The organism is Shinella sp. 838 (genome assembly GCF_029623935.1).
Classification (GTDB): domain Bacteria; phylum Pseudomonadota; class Alphaproteobacteria; order Rhizobiales; family Rhizobiaceae; genus Shinella.
Genome location: NZ_JARSBQ010000003.1, coordinates 461775 through 475633, shown reverse-complemented (window position 1 = coordinate 475633; position 13859 = coordinate 461775). Strand labels below are relative to the sequence as shown.

General features: G+C 64.1%; 12 protein-coding genes, 1 tRNA gene and 1 pseudogene. 7 read left to right on the top strand and 7 right to left on the bottom strand.

Annotated features, from left to right (window positions below; translation table 11 throughout):
• The first annotated feature begins 51 nt into the window (after positions 1-51).
• Genes P9A16_RS13820 through P9A16_RS13810 form a run of 3 tightly spaced genes read left to right on the top strand, consistent with a single transcriptional unit; the run spans position 52 to position 2857 of the window.
• Complete coding sequence (locus tag P9A16_RS13820) at positions 52-678, top strand: ribonuclease D (RefSeq protein WP_037405183.1); 627 nt, start codon at positions 52-54, stop codon at positions 676-678.
• 7 nt (positions 679-685) lie between these two features.
• Complete coding sequence (locus P9A16_RS13815; protein WP_443021658.1) at positions 686-1558, top strand: DUF817 domain-containing protein; 873 nt, start codon at positions 686-688, stop codon at positions 1556-1558.
• Between the two features lie 51 nt (positions 1559-1609).
• The gene (locus P9A16_RS13810; RefSeq protein WP_278025730.1) at positions 1610-2857 is read left to right on the top strand and encodes a hypothetical protein; all 1248 of its coding nucleotides are present in this window, start codon (positions 1610-1612) and stop codon (positions 2855-2857) included.
• Positions 2858-2860: 3 nt separating this feature from the next.
• Here P9A16_RS13810 and P9A16_RS13805 read toward each other — a convergent pair whose 3' ends face one another.
• Together P9A16_RS13805 and P9A16_RS13800 are read right to left on the bottom strand one after the other, a co-directional pair.
• A complete protein-coding gene (locus tag P9A16_RS13805) occupies positions 2861-3196 on the bottom strand; it encodes a DUF6665 family protein (RefSeq protein WP_023514128.1) in 336 nt (111 codons plus the stop codon).
• Between the two features lie 57 nt (positions 3197-3253).
• The gene (locus P9A16_RS13800; protein WP_023514129.1) at positions 3254-4636 is read right to left on the bottom strand and encodes a nicotinate phosphoribosyltransferase; all 1383 of its coding nucleotides are present in this window, start codon (positions 4634-4636) and stop codon (positions 3254-3256) included.
• Between the two features lie 407 nt (positions 4637-5043).
• Here P9A16_RS13800 and P9A16_RS13795 point away from each other — a divergent pair, with 407 nt between their 5' ends.
• Complete coding sequence (locus P9A16_RS13795) at positions 5044-6594, top strand: hypothetical protein (protein WP_023514130.1); 1551 nt, start codon at positions 5044-5046, stop codon at positions 6592-6594.
• Between the two features lie 70 nt (positions 6595-6664).
• Here P9A16_RS13795 and rpsA read toward each other — a convergent pair whose 3' ends face one another.
• The 4 genes from rpsA to aroA form a co-directional block, all read right to left on the bottom strand.
• The gene (rpsA, locus tag P9A16_RS13790) at positions 6665-8371 is read right to left on the bottom strand and encodes a 30S ribosomal protein S1 (RefSeq protein ID WP_024270000.1); all 1707 of its coding nucleotides are present in this window, start codon (positions 8369-8371) and stop codon (positions 6665-6667) included.
• A 143-nt stretch (positions 8372-8514) separates the two neighbouring features.
• Complete coding sequence (cmk, locus tag P9A16_RS13785; RefSeq protein ID WP_023513810.1) at positions 8515-9147, bottom strand: (d)CMP kinase; 633 nt, start codon at positions 9145-9147, stop codon at positions 8515-8517.
• The gene (locus P9A16_RS13780) at positions 9144-9962 is read right to left on the bottom strand and encodes a hypothetical protein (protein WP_023513809.1); all 819 of its coding nucleotides are present in this window, start codon (positions 9960-9962) and stop codon (positions 9144-9146) included. Before P9A16_RS13780 ends, cmk begins: the two co-directional genes overlap by 4 nt.
• Positions 9963-9974: 12 nt before the next feature.
• A complete protein-coding gene (gene aroA, locus P9A16_RS13775; protein ID WP_037405162.1) occupies positions 9975-11321 on the bottom strand; it encodes a 3-phosphoshikimate 1-carboxyvinyltransferase in 1347 nt (448 codons plus the stop codon).
• Between the two features lie 270 nt (positions 11322-11591).
• Here aroA and P9A16_RS13770 point away from each other — a divergent pair, with 270 nt between their 5' ends.
• Together P9A16_RS13770 and P9A16_RS13765 are read left to right on the top strand one after the other, a co-directional pair.
• Positions 11592-11981 (top strand): TIGR02300 family protein, encoded by a 390-nt coding sequence (locus P9A16_RS13770; RefSeq protein WP_023513807.1) that lies wholly within the window; start codon positions 11592-11594, stop codon positions 11979-11981.
• A gap of 146 nt (positions 11982-12127) precedes the next feature.
• Positions 12128-12203, top strand: a tRNA-Ala gene (locus P9A16_RS13765).
• 28 nt (positions 12204-12231) lie between these two features.
• Here the strand turns inward: P9A16_RS13765 and P9A16_RS13760 are convergent.
• Positions 12232-12486 (bottom strand): annotated as a pseudogene (locus P9A16_RS13760) (DUF2934 domain-containing protein); the annotation flags it as partial.
• A gap of 181 nt (positions 12487-12667) precedes the next feature.
• Between P9A16_RS13760 and P9A16_RS13755 the strand changes: the two are divergent.
• Positions 12668-13843: a TMEM43 family protein gene (locus tag P9A16_RS13755; RefSeq protein ID WP_023513598.1), complete on the top strand. Its 1176-nt coding sequence runs from the start codon at positions 12668-12670 to the stop codon at positions 13841-13843.
• Positions 13844-13859: the final 16 nt, after the last annotated feature.

Below are 13859 nucleotides of genomic sequence, written 5' to 3'. Positions count from 1 at the left end.
AACATGCGCTATAGGCCTGCGGACACAGAGACAGCTTAGATGGGGTTTTTCATGGCAAGTGCAATCCGGTATCACGAAGGTGATATCTCGGCGGCGGATGCGGCCCGTTATACCGGCGCGATCGCGATCGACACCGAAACGCTCGGCCTCATCCCGCGCCGCGACCGGCTGTGCGTCGTGCAGCTTTCGCCGGGCGATGGCAGCGCCGATGTCATCCGCATTGCCGCGGGCCAGAAGGACGCGCCGAACCTTGTCGCGATGCTGGAAGACCCGGCCCGCCAGAAGATCTTTCACTACGGCCGCTTCGATATCGCCGTTCTGTTCCACACCTTCGGCGTGACGACGACTCCGGTCTTCTGCACCAAGATCGCCTCGCGCCTGACGCGGACCTATACGGACCGGCATGGTCTGAAGGACAATCTGAAGGAAATGCTGGAAGTCGACATTTCCAAGCAGCAGCAGTCTTCCGACTGGGCGGCCGAGACTTTGTCGCCGGCGCAGCTCGAATATGCCGCATCCGACGTGCTGCATCTCCATGCCCTGCGCGACAAGCTGATGGCGCGCCTCGTGCGGGACGGCAGGCTGGCGCACGCGGAGGCCTGCTTCACTTTCCTGCCGACCCGCGCCAAGCTCGACCTGCTCGGCTGGGAGGAAACCGACATCTTCGCCCATAGCTGAGCCGCCCGTGCAGAACGGATGGCAACACCAGACCGGGCCGACGCTGGAACCGCTGCGCCGCCTGATCCGCGGCCGGCTTGAGACGTTCCCGCCCGGTCTTGCGGAATTCATCCTCTTCGGGCTGAAGCAGGCCTGGGCCTGCCTTTTCGGCGGGCTCATGCTGGGGCTGATCATCCTGACGAAACTCGTCTGGCAGCCCGACTGGCCGATCCATCGGTACGACGCGCTCTTCGTGATGGCGCTCGCCATCCAGGTGACGTTCCTCACGCTGAAGATGGAGACCTTCGAGGAAGCGAAGGTCATCCTCATCTATCACCTCGTCGGCACGGCCATGGAGATCTTCAAGGTCCAAATGGGCTCCTGGGTCTACCCGGAGGAGGCGATCATCCGTGTCGGTGGCGTGCCGCTGTTTTCCGGTTTCATGTATGCCTCGGTCGGCAGCTACATGGCGCGTGCCATCCGCATCTTCGACATGCGCTTCACTCATTATCCGCCCTTCTGGATGACGGCGCTGCTGGCGATCGCCATCTACGTCAATTTCTACCTGCATCACTTCATCATCGACATCCGCCTGGGGCTCTTCGCCGCGACGGTGCTGCTCTTCTGGCGCGTGCGCATCTATTACACCGTGGAGCAGAAGCCGCGCTGGATGCCGCTCGTCGTCGCGGCCTTCCTCACCTCCATCTTTCTCTGGATCGCCGAAAACATCGGCACGGCGACGGGGGTGTGGCTCTATCCGGGCCAGACGACCTGGCACATGGTGCCCTTCACCAAGCTCGGCTCGTGGTATCTCCTGCTCTATGTCAGCTTCGTTCTGGTGACGATCGTCTGCCGGCCGCAGCCGCCCGATACCCCCGAAAAGCCGCAGGCGCAGGCTTAACGCGCGGTTAATCCCCTGCAGCCTATTCTTCCGGCGAGACCGGAGGTTGCCATGCTGACACCCCTGCAAAGCGCGCAATCGACCGCCGCCGTCTCGGCGATGCAGTCGATCGTCGAAACGCTTGAGGAGCGCCGCCGCGAAGAGGCCGAGAAGGCCAGCGGACAGCCGAAAGACGACGCCCAGAAACAGGCGCATCTTCGCTCCGACGATACGACGCGGCAAGCCAATGCGCGCATCAACGAACATTTCTTCGGCAGCAATGCCCGCGGCGAGGAAACGCTCGCCAAGCTGATTTCCCGCTTCAGCGACACACTCGGCGTCACGCAGCAGGACGGCGAAGGCGCCCGCGCCTTTGCCCAGCGCCTGGCCGACCGGCTGGCGCTCGTCGACCAGATATCGCTTCCCGCCAAGGGCAGCACACTCGATGTCACGCTTCGCGGCCTCGGGACAACGCTCACGGCCGTCAAGCAGGCCATGGCGGGCCCGTCCGACGATGCGGCCGCCAACCTCGTCGCCCGCCTCGCGCTTACCGCCGGCGTCACGCAGGGCGAAGGCGAAGCGGATGCCGACTTCGAGCAGCGCCTCTCCGGCATGCTGACGCGCCTTCGCGGCGAGCTGCCGGAAGACGTGGCAACGCTCGAGAAGAAATCGGGCCTTGCCGATCTCGGCCTCAAGGCGGCCGATCTCATCGCGGCGATCCGCAACCCCTACGGCACCGAAGCCGAACGGGTGAAGGAGGCACTTACCGAAAAGGCCGAGACCGAAAAGGCGCTGACGCCGGAGATGCGCAAGGTGCTCGCCCGTCTGGAGGACGCGGCGAACCCGAAAACCATCGAGGAGCTGAAGCTCGACCGGACCCGGCGTGATCCGACCCGCATCGAGGATGCGGAAACGCGCAAGGAGCGCGAGGAGACGATCCGTTCGCTGGAAGCCGGCGAGAAGCTGGAGGACGTCCAGGAACTTCAGGACGCCGTCGGCCACGCCCATACCGACGCCAACCGCATACGGGAAGACAAGCGGCGGGGTGACCCGGCCGCGGCCGCGCTCGACACCATTCAGCTTCTCGCTGCCGGCGCGGAGACGACCCAGCTTGCCGGCAAGGCCCCCGCAAAGCAGACAGAAACCGGCGACGCCGACGGAATCCCCGCAGAAACCACAGGCGAAGCGGTCCGCAACCTCGATGCCGCCGGCGTGCGCGAGCAGGAAGAACGCGACGCAGCGCGCAAGGAAATCTTCGCACTGCGCGTCGACGACAACGGCATCTACGATCTCATCACCCGCCAGATCATCGCCCTGTAGCCGTCAGGTCTTGCGCCGCACGATGCCGAGCCGGGCAATCACTTCCGGCGGAATGCCGTAGCGGCGGATCGCGTCCTTCTGGCTTCGCAGGCCACACATTTCCCGCTGAATGAAGAAGGCCCAGACCTTGTCGGCCGCATCGTTGATGAGGTCTTCCCGTTCCGCCTCGCCACAGCCCGCAGCAAGGCGCGCGGCCAGCAGTTCCAGCGCCTTCTCCACCTTGAGCCCGTGCCGGCCGAGCGCGTCAGCCCGCTCCGACATCAGTTCGTATTCGAGAATATTGAGCCCCGTCTCCTTGCTGAAGGAGGGAGCGAGCGCTTGCGGCGAGCGAACGGTCATCTTTCGTCTCCAGTCACAGGACTCAAGATGGCGCGGCGAAGGCCTTGCCGCAAGGCCTCAGGCGGCGCGGGCGCGCACCGCCTCGAAGGTCCAGTCGACGAGGAGCTTGCCGTCGCGCCAGACGGGCTGCAGCAGGTTCTCGCGGCCAGCAAGCTGGTCGATGCGAGCGGCCTCAAGACCGCCGATACCCGCCACCACGGCCTGGCGCCCTGCCTTCGAAGCCTTGAGGTTCATCGTCGCCGGACGCTTGTAGACATCGTGCCAGGCGCCGTCGGCACCCTGCCTTGCATTGGCCTTCATGGCGAAGGAATAGGTGTCGCGGTTGACCTTCTGCAGCAACCCTGCCCCCATCCCGAAGGCGATGTTTTCCGCCGAGAAACCAAAGGCTTCCAGCCGGCCGAGGATGAGGCCGATATCGGCGGGCGAGATGCCGTCCCCCTGGATGACGCGCACGCTGTTGTCCAGCACCTTGTAGCCCTTGGCGTTAAGATGCGTGCCGAAGGCATAGGCAAGCTGGCGCACGACCTGAACCGGCGTTTCCACCGGGTCGCCGCTGTCCGGCCTGACGACGAGCGTGCCGCCGGCGGCCTGCACCCGATCCTTCAGCTGCTTGCCCCAGATCTCCGTGACGGCATGGTTGATGTCATAGCTGTCGGACACGACCGCATAGAGGCCCTTGTCGCCGAAGCGGTCGATCATGTTGCCATAGGCCTCGGCTTCGCGCTCCTGGCCCCACGAGGTCATGGTCGAATGCTCGGAGGCGGGAATGGAGAAACCGGCCATTTCGGCGCCGTAGTAGCGGCGCGCGAAGAGCACGGCGCTCACCGTATCGGTCCCCATGAAATTGACGAGATGCGCTGCCCCGCCAATGCCCGCCTGCTCGAAGCTGGTCGTGCCGCGCGCGCCAAAATCGTGCAGGCGGAAGGGAAGCACGTCGGCGGGATCGTCGCAGGTCTTTTCCAGGATCGGCTGGATGATCTGTTTCACCTTGCGGGAATTGGAGGCGACCGTGCTCGGATACCAGATGGCGCGCAGCAGCGCCGTCTCGATATAGGAGGTTAGCCAGTAGCAGTCGGGGTCGGTGTTCACCACCTGCGCGACCGGCACGCCGCGACGCACCAGCGTGCCCTCGGGCAGCGCCTCGATGAGCAGCGGCAGGAAGCCTCCATGTTCCGTGACGATATGCGTCCAGCCCGCGCGATTGAACGGCAGGCCATGCGCCGTGACGATGCCCTCGGCCTCGTCCACATCCGCCATCGTCACCGGTTTCGACAGATACTCCTTGAGAAACATCTGGAGGCCGAAGAACAACACTTCCGCGTGCTCGGAATGGCCACGCGCCTCGACATAGGAGGAAATGGCGCGCGTTTCCGGCGGATATTGCAGATAGTGACTGAACTTGTAGCTGTCGGTGTTGAGGATGAGGTTGGTGAGGTTCATCAAGGGTCTCCGCCGCATCCGCGGCCGACGAACGGGCGGCGGCGCAACAGTGCCGCGAAGATTTACGCGAGCTGAGCATAAGGGGCAAGGGCCGCCGCGCGGGACAATTCGAGGTGGGCAATGCTGCATCGCGAAGCACGACTCCACGCATTAGCAATTCGTTAACCATAAAATGCCAATTGTAATTTATGGAAAGTTGTTCGGAGTTTCGGGCTCGCCCGTCCGGCACAGCCGTGTGGTTCCGTGCCTGCCGGGTTGCGTCCCGCCTCCCTCGTACCTGCCCGGCTCGTCCGGGCCGAAAGCTCACCAGCTCGCAGCGTCGCGCATGATGCGCCATCCGAAGGAAGATGGATCATTGGCAGACCTTGCGATGCGGATGACATCGGCAGGGAGAACAGGAGGCAGGCATGCTGCCGCGTATGGCAACGACGACCGATACCGTGCAGCCCTCCCTTGCCGTTCCGGCAGGCGCATCGGTCGAGGCCGCCGCCAGGCCGCAGCTTTCTGCCGCTGCCCTTGCCAACCTCAGGGCGGAAGTGCTGTTGCGCCTCATCGAAACCATGCTGAAGCATATGCCGCGCACCGGGGAGGCAAACCCGGGCCGCGATCTTCTCGAAACCTTGCTTGCCGTGCTGAAGGCGCTGCCCGGCCGGGAGGCAGAAGATGGCCGAAAGCTCGCCGATCTTCTCGCCAAGCTGCCGCCGGAGCTTCGTCCGAGCGTCGAAAAGCTCATCAGCACCGTGCTCTCCTCCATGCCGACGCGCAGCCTCGTCGAGGTGTTGCGCAACCCGAACGGGCCAGAGGCGCAGAAACTTGCCACCCTGCTTTCCGCAAGCCTCAAGGCCGACACGCCGGCGCACCGGCCCATGGAAAGCCAGCAGAAGCCACTTGGGCTGAACGCCCAGCAGCTTGCCGCAGTCGGGCGTCATAGCCCGCAGCAAGCTGGCCAGCCGGCACAGCTTCTCGGCGATGCCCGTGCCCTGCAGACGATGTTGAAGCGCATCTTCGACTTCGACGGCGGCAAATCGCGCCCGGCAACGGCCCGGGCGCTCGAGACCGCCGCCGGCCGTCTCGCGCTTGACGGCCCTACCCCGCTGCCCGCTGGGGAAAACGCCACGGCGCGCAGCGCTCAGCCCGCGTCGACACCGACGGGCAAGGCTGGCCATCCGCTGCCCGTCGAGGCCACGGAAGCGGCGCTGCGCCACGAGGACGTCGAGGGAAGCGAGAAGGCAACACCAGCCGCAAAGCGGGAAGACGTCCCGGTCAAGGCGCAGGTCGCCAATGCAGCCGGACAGGCCCTGGCCCGCAGCATTTTGCAGGCCGTCGCCCGCGATATGACGCCGGCCTTGCTGATGCCGGCCGTCGCGCAGATGCTGGAGAACCTGACGCCGGAAGAGGCGAATTTCATCCGCTCCCTCCTGGAACGCCCGCTCGGCCCCGCGGACGACCCGGCTCCTGCCCTCTTCGGGACCGACGGCAGCGAAGAAGCCCAAGCGGTCGCCGAGGCCGGCAAGGCCCGTACCACACCGTCCCAAGCGACACCCACCCAGCCGGTGCAGACCGCAGAGCCGGACGACACCCTTGCGATGCCGCAGGCCCGCGAGGCGCTGCATGCCCTTCAGGCGGCGCTGGCCGATGTGACGCCGGAAAGGCTGCTTTCGGCCGTCACCCTGCGCGAAGGCATACCGCTCGCCTTCGTGCCCTATCTGCCGGCCGAGGAGGACCTCGACTGGCCCGAGGGCCGCGAACGGGGCGAGGAGGACGAGAGCGCGAACAAAGAGCATGGCGACGAGGAGCAAGCCGGCGGCGAGGCGGGCGAGGACGCCACCTTCAACGCCGACGGCGAAGAACCCGAGGCCGCCGACATGGCGAAGCGCCGCGAAAAGACCGCAGAAATGGTCGGCGTCATCGAGCCGGGCCTCGTCTTCTACCAGAAGCTCGGCGACTACTGGACCTGAGCAAAGCTCAAAAGAAAAACCCGCGGAGATCGCTCTCCGCGGGTTCTTGATGTCGAGATAAGCGAAAGGCTTATTCGGCGTTGTTGCGGTTCTTCAGAGCCGCGCCGAGGATGTCGCCGAGCGAAGCGCCCGAGTCGGACGAACCGAACTGTGCGACAGCTTCCTTCTCTTCGGCGATTTCGAGCGCCTTGATCGAAAGCTGGATCTTGCGATCCTTCTTCGAGAAGTTCAGGACGCGCGCATCGACGGTCTGGCCGACCGAGAAACGCTCCGGACGCTGTTCGTCACGGTCACGCGACAGGTCGCCACGGCGGATGAACGACGTGATGTCCTCGTGGTTGACGAGCTTCACTTCGATGCCGCCATCGTTGATCGCGATGACTTCAGCCGAAACGACGGCGTTCTTGCGCAGATCGCCGGACGCAGCGGCGTCGCCGACCGAGTCCTTGCCGAGCTGCTTGATGCCGAGCGAGATGCGCTCCTTGTCGACGTCCACATCCAGAACGACAGCCTTGACGACGTCGCCCTTGTTGAACTCCTCGATGACCTGCTCGCCCGGACGGTTCCAGTCGAGGTCGGAGAGGTGAACCATGCCGTCCACGTCGCCGTCGAGGCCGATGAACAGGCCGAATTCGGTCTTGTTCTTGACTTCGCCTTCGACTTCCGTGCCAGCCGGGTGGCTGTGCGCGAAGGCCTGCCACGGGTTCTCGAGGGTCTGCTTGAGACCAAGCGAGATGCGGCGCTTCGTCGGGTCGACTTCGAGAACGACCACGTCGACTTCCTGGCTCGTGGACAGGATCTTGCCGGGGTGAACGTTCTTCTTCGTCCAGGACATTTCGGAGATGTGGATCAGGCCTTCGATGCCCGGCTCCAGCTCGACGAACGCACCGTAGTCGGTGATGTTCGTGACCGTACCGGAGATCTTCTTGCCGGTCGGGTACTTGGTGCCGATGCCATCCCACGGATCCGACTCGAGCTGCTTCATGCCGAGCGAGATGCGGTGGGTTTCCTGGTTGATGCGGATGATCTGAACCTTGACCTGCTGGCCGATGGACAGGATCTCCGACGGATGGTTGACGCGGCGCCAGGCCATGTCGGTGACGTGCAGCAGGCCGTCGATGCCGCCGAGGTCAACGAACGCACCGTAATCGGTGATGTTCTTGACGACGCCGTCAACAACCTGGCCTTCTTCGAGGTTCTGAACGATTTCAGAACGCTGCTCGGCGCGCGACTCTTCGAGAACCGTACGGCGCGAAACGACGATGTTGCCGCGACGCTTGTCCATCTTGAGGATTTCGAAGGGCTGCGGGTTGTGCATGAGCGGGGTGACGTCGCGGATCGGACGGATGTCGACCTGCGAACGCGGCAGGAAGGCAACGGCGCCGTCGAGATCGACGGTGAAACCACCCTTGACCTGGTTGAAGATGACGCCTTCGACGCGCTCGCCGGCTTCGAACTTGACTTCGAGCTTGGCCCAGCTCTCTTCGCGGCGAGCCTTTTCGCGCGACAGAACAGCTTCGCCGAGAGCGTTTTCGATGCGCTCGACGTAAACTTCGACTTCGTCGCCGACCTTCAGCGTGCCGTCCTTCGACTTCGCGCCGAATTCCTTCAGCGGGACGCGGCCTTCAACCTTGAGGCCGACGTCGACGATGGCAACGTCCTTTTCGATCGCGGTAACGATGCCCTTGGCGACATAGCCTTCGGCGAGATCGTTAGCGGCGAAGGATTCCTGCAGAAGGGCTGCGAAATCTTCGCGCGTGGGGTTTGCTTGAGACATTGAAACTCCTGGTGTGCCTGTGGGGCACGGGCGCCGGGGGTTAGCGTTGATGAGGAACGAGGCTATGCCCGCTGCCCTTGAGGCAGCAAATCCGGCGCGGGGACAGGCCTTGTTCTATGCTGGTGCAATTCCGGAAGGAAAAGCTAGTGCTTCAATGCGGCGTCGATGATCGACTTGGCCGCCGAAAACGCCGCCTCTATACCCATTTCCGAGGTATCAAGCAAGTGCGCATCATCGGCCGGTTTCAACGGGCTGTCCGCCCGACCCATGTCGCGCGCGTCCCGCCGGCGGATGTCGTCGAGGATCGTCTCGAAATCGGCCACCCCACCATTGCCGAGGATTTCGTCATGGCGGCGCCTGGCGCGCACCTCCGGCGAAGCCGTGACATAGAGCTTCACTGCTGCATCCGGGCAGACGACCGTGCCGATATCGCGCCCATCGAGCACCGTGCCCGGCTCGCGCGCCGCAAAGCCGCGCTGCGCCTCGACCAACGCGCGGCGCACGGATGGCATGACCGCGATCTTGGAGGCCGCCTCACCGATGTCATGAGCGGACAGCACCGCCCGGTCGAGCCCGCCGAGATCAAGCGTGCGCGCCACCTCGGCCGCGACAGCCTCGTCATCGAGCGGCAGACCGCGATCGATGAGCGCCTTGGCCGTCGCGCGATAGGTCAGGCCCGTATCGAGGTGATGAAAGCCATAATCCTCCGCAATCCGGCGCGACAGCGTACCCTTGCCCGCGGCAGCCGGTCCGTCGATGGCGATTGTGAAAGTCATTCCGTCACCTGAAAATGGATGTGATCGTCATGGCGCGCAGCCCGGCAGCCCTGGAACCGCACGTACGGATGGGCGACACCGAGGCGTGCGGCCAGGTGCGGCTCAATGAAAATCCGTTCCACACCGAATTCCGGTCCCTCCAAGGCAAGCCAGCGCAAGGCTGCACCCGTTCTAGCATCGTCCAGCATCCATGCAGGAAAAAACCCTTGCAGAAACCCCATGTTCCACCGAAGTGTCAAGAGATCGTCACGTTCGGTACATGGCAATGATGCGCCGGGCACAGGTTCTTCGAAGGCGAAGTAGCCGATCGGTGAGCGCGCAGCCCTGTTCAGCGGCGTGCCCTTCTCATCGCGATAGTAAAACGCAATGTCGAGCTTGCGTCCGTCATCGTGCGACAGATGGGGCAGAAGCGGGAAACCGTCCAGAAACGGAAAATTGGCGTCGAGAACAAGCGTGACAGTCCCGGGGAACTCCAGAGCCATAGCCGCCGAGAGCGCTTCTGCAGCGCGCTTGGCCTCAACGGTGACGAAGTTGCGACGCAGCGCGCAATAAAGCGGGGACTGGACTTGCAGGCTGCCACTCCCGAAACAGGACAACGGCACACGACCGAAAAGAGGTGCCGTAAGTGCCGCAGCGGTCGTTGCCGAAACATACACCGACAGGAAAATCGCACGACGAGCCGAGAGCCGGGTAACCTCGCCCCGCCGGGCCAGCCAACGCCCGGCGAGGTACACGGCGCCGCCAATCTGCGTGAGCGCGGTCAAAAGAGAAAAGACAAGCGCGACGCGCAACGCCCTCGCGCCGATTCCCTTCAAGCCGACACTCCTTTATTCGATCTTCGCGCCCAGCCCCGCCATCAGGTCCATGAACTCCGGAAAGCTCGTGGCGATCATCGTCGCGTCGTCCACCGTAACGGGGTTTTCCGAGACGAGGCCCATGACGAGGAAGCTCATGGCGATACGGTGGTCGAGATGGGTGGCAACGGCGGCGCCCGAGGCGTTGCCGAGGCCCTTTCCATCCGGGCGGCCGCGCACGATCAGCGAGGTTTCGCCCTCGTCGCAATCGACGCCGTTGAGCTTCAGGCCGACCGCGACGGCCGAGAGACGGTCGCTTTCCTTGACGCGAAGCTCTTCCAGGCCGTTCATGACCGTCGTGCCTTCGGCGAAGGCGGCTGCGACGGCAAGGACGGGATATTCGTCGATCATCGACGGCGCGCGGTCTTCCGGCACTGTCACGCCCTTGAGCTCAGAAGAGCGCACGCGCAGGTCCGCGACATCCTCGCCGCCGGCAAGGCGCGGGTTCAAGACTTCGATGTTTGCGCCCATTTCCTGCAGCGTCAGGATGAGGCCGGTGCGGGTCGGGTTCATCAGCACGTTGAGAATGGTGACATCAGAGCCCGGCACAAGCAGCGCCGCGACCAGCGGGAAGGCTGTCGAGGACGGGTCGCCCGGCACATCGATGACCTGACCGGTGAGTTTTCCCTGGCCTTCGAGGCGGATCGTGCGCACGCCGTCCGTATCCGTCTCGACGGTGAGGTTGGCGCCAAATCCCTGCAGCATCTTTTCGGTATGGTCACGTGTCATGATAGGCTCGATGACCGTGGTGATGCCGGGCGTGTTGAGGCCGGCGAGCAGCACGGCGGATTTGACCTGCGCGGAGGCCATCGGCACGCGATAGGTGATCGGCGTCGGCGTCTTCGGCCCGCGCAGCGTGACCGGCAGGCGGTCGCCGTCGGCGGACGTCACCTGCACCCCCATTTCGCGCAGCGGATTGAGGACGCGGCCCATCGGGCGCTTGGTCAGCGAGGCGTCGCCGATGAAGGTGGAATCGAAATCATAGACGCCGACGAGGCCCATGGTGAGGCGGCAGCCGGTGCCGGCATTGCCGAAATCAAGCGGCGCCTCGGGCGCAAGCAACGCGCCGTTGCCGACGCCGTTGATGATCCAGGTGTCGCCCTCCTTGCGGATCTTGGCGCCCATGGCCTGCATGGCCTTGCCCGTATTGATCACGTCCTCGCCTTCGAGCAGGCCCGTGATGCGCGTCTCGCCGCTGGCAAGGCCGCCGAACATGAAGGAGCGGTGGGAAATCGACTTGTCGCCGGGGATGCGGACGGTCCCGGACAGGCCGGAGGATTTGCGGGCGGTTGCGGGCCGTGCACTGGCGCCATGCGACATGGTCGTCTTCCTTATATACATCCACGGCTCCCCGGAGAGGATCGCCCGGGGAGAACGCGGGCTTGCTATCACAAACGATTTAAAGCGTCATCATCCCGGCGAAAAACATTCGTCGTGCCGCCCCCTCAGCGCCTGCTCCATGTCCGGCCCAAAGTTAGGCTTTGACAGGATTGCCCAAGACGATTAAGGGGACCGGCTAATCATTTTACCGTTCAACGCGCCGGAACCCCGGCCCCGCCGGAAACATACGGCACAGAGAAGGCTTTGACTGTGGCAAAAGCGGAACTCGGAACCAAACGCATCGACCCGGAAACCGGCAGGAAATTCTACGACCTGAACCGCGACCCGATCGTTTCCCCCTACACGGGCAAGTCCTATCCGCTCTCCTTCTTCGAGGAAACGTCGGCAGCCGCCGTCCTTGAGAAGGACGAGGACGAGGACGTGAACGAAGTCGATACCGAGAACACGGAAGTCGAGCTCGTTTCGCTTGAGGATGCCGACGAGGATGCAGCAGGCGGCGACGACCTGCCGGACCTCGGCGACGACGACGTCGAGATCGACGGCGACGAGGACGATACGTTCCTCGAACAGGACGAAGACGACGACGATGACGACATGTCCGGCCTCATCGGCGTGACCGGCGACGAAGACGAAGCATAAGAGTTTGATTTTCCGGCCGGTTTCAAAAAAATCGGCCGGATTTCATTTTTCGGCTTGCCATCTCCGAAACCCGGAAGTAATAAGCCGCCACACCGAACGGCAACGCCGCTTCGGTTCCCGGAAACCGGCTCTGCCGGACCCGTTATGGGGCTATAGCTCAGCTGGGAGAGCGCTTGCATGGCATGCAAGAGGTCAGCGGTTCGATCCCGCTTAGCTCCACCAAACCTTCCTCAGGATTGACAGGCTGAACCTAAGGCTGCTCGCGCGTGCCTGGCACTTCACGCTGGTCGGCATCCTCCAGGTCCGTCTTTACCAGGAAGGCATCCGTGTGTTCGCGGACGGCTTCGCGCAGGGCGGCGAGGTTCGGAACGTCGTCACCCTCGATCTCTCCGTCCCCTTGGTCGATTTCCCGTTCCGCCTGGTACCAGTGGTCATCAGGCTTGCCCTCAGGCCGACCCTGCTGCAGCCAGAGCTCGTGGGCACGCTTGCGGATTTTCTCTTCGCGATCGTCGGTCATGGACTGGCTCCCTTCCGTTTTTGCGACAACGGCGGAGGGGAGAAGATGTTCCGGGGCTCCGCCCTCGCCTCCAGTCCATTATGTCCCCGCTTGCGCAGTTCAGGAAGCGCGAATAAGCATGTCCTGCCGCGCGTCTCTGGCATGACGCACGCCTTGTCGGGGGACAATCATGAGCTTTACGGAAACGACGACCACGTCCTGGTTCTCCAGGCTGAAGGGGGCGCTGATCAAGATCGTGGTCGGCTTCATCCTTCTCATCGCCTGCATCTGGCTCCTGTTCTGGAACGAAGGCCGGTCGGTGAAGACCTATCGGGCGCTCGTCGAGGGCGCGGGTCTCGTCGTCTCCGTCGATAATGGCAGCGTGGATCCGGCGAATGACGGCAAGCTCGTGCACATTTCCGGACCGGTGAAGCCGGTCGGCGTGCCGGAGGACGACGTGCTCGGCATTTCAGCCGAAGGGGCGGCCGGGCTCGAACGCATCGTCGAGATGTACCAGTGGGTGGAGACCTCGAAATCGGAGACGCGCAAGCAGCTCGGCGGCAGCGAGGAGACGGTCACCACCTATTCCTACCACAAGGAATGGAAGCGCAACGAGGTCAGCTCCGGCAGCTTCCGCCAGTCGGGCCACGACAACCCGCAAAAGCCGATCGACGATGCAAGCTTCCCGGTGGAATCGGCAACCATCGGCGCCTTCAGCGTGGACGGTCGCGCCGTTGCGCGTCTTGGCGATGAACGGCCCGTGCCGCTCACCGCGCTGGACGTGAACCGGGTGGGCGAGGCCGTGGCACTCGGCAAGCCCGTCTCGACGATCGCCGGCCAGGCCGTCTTCTCGTTCAATCCCGAGGATCCGCAGGTCGGCGACATCCGCATCCGCTTCGAGCGTTCCGACATTGCCGAGGCGAGTTTCGTCGGCGCCCAGCGCGGCAGCGGCCTGACACCCTACAAGACGACCAACGGACGCGACCTCTTCCTCAGCGATGCCGGTCTCGTCGATGCGGCCGCCATGTTCGATGCGGCGCAGAGCGAGAACACGATCATCACCTGGCTGGTGCGGGTCGGCGGGCTTATCGGCATCTTCATCGGCTTCGCCTTCATCCTGTCGATCCTCGGCGTCATCGCGGACGTCGTGCCCTTCGTCGGCTCCATCGTGCGCTTCGGCACGACGGCGATCGCCCTTATTCTCACGCTGCTGATCGGGCCGGCGGTCATCGCCATTGCCTGGATCGCCTACCGCCCGCTGATCGCCATCGCGGTTCTCGCGGCCGGCGTTGCGTTGGCGGCAGGCATCCTCTATCTGCGGCGCGGCAAGGCGGCGGCGACGGCACCTGCCCTCGGGCGGGCCTGAGACCGGCGCGGACACG

What these genes read in the sequence shown, in the direction of transcription:
- P9A16_RS13820 (WP_037405183.1), top strand. Translation starts at nt 52, where the DNA reads ATGGCAAGTGCAATCCGGTATCACGAAGGTGATATCTCGGCGGCGGAT.
- P9A16_RS13810 (WP_278025730.1), top strand. Translation starts at nt 1,610, where the DNA reads ATGCTGACACCCCTGCAAAGCGCGCAATCGACCGCCGCCGTCTCGGCG.
- P9A16_RS13805 (WP_023514128.1), bottom strand. Translation starts at nt 3,196, where the DNA reads ATGACCGTTCGCTCGCCGCAAGCGCTCGCTCCCTCCTTCAGCAAGGAG.
- P9A16_RS13800 (WP_023514129.1), bottom strand. Translation starts at nt 4,636, where the DNA reads ATGAACCTCACCAACCTCATCCTCAACACCGACAGCTACAAGTTCAGT.
- P9A16_RS13795 (WP_023514130.1), top strand. Translation starts at nt 5,044, where the DNA reads ATGCTGCCGCGTATGGCAACGACGACCGATACCGTGCAGCCCTCCCTT.
- rpsA (WP_024270000.1), bottom strand. Translation starts at nt 8,371, where the DNA reads ATGTCTCAAGCAAACCCCACGCGCGAAGATTTCGCAGCCCTTCTGCAG.
- cmk (WP_023513810.1), bottom strand. Translation starts at nt 9,147, where the DNA reads ATGACTTTCACAATCGCCATCGACGGACCGGCTGCCGCGGGCAAGGGT.
- aroA (WP_037405162.1), bottom strand. Translation starts at nt 11,321, where the DNA reads ATGTCGCATGGCGCCAGTGCACGGCCCGCAACCGCCCGCAAATCCTCC.
- P9A16_RS13755 (WP_023513598.1), top strand. Translation starts at nt 12,668, where the DNA reads ATGAGCTTTACGGAAACGACGACCACGTCCTGGTTCTCCAGGCTGAAG.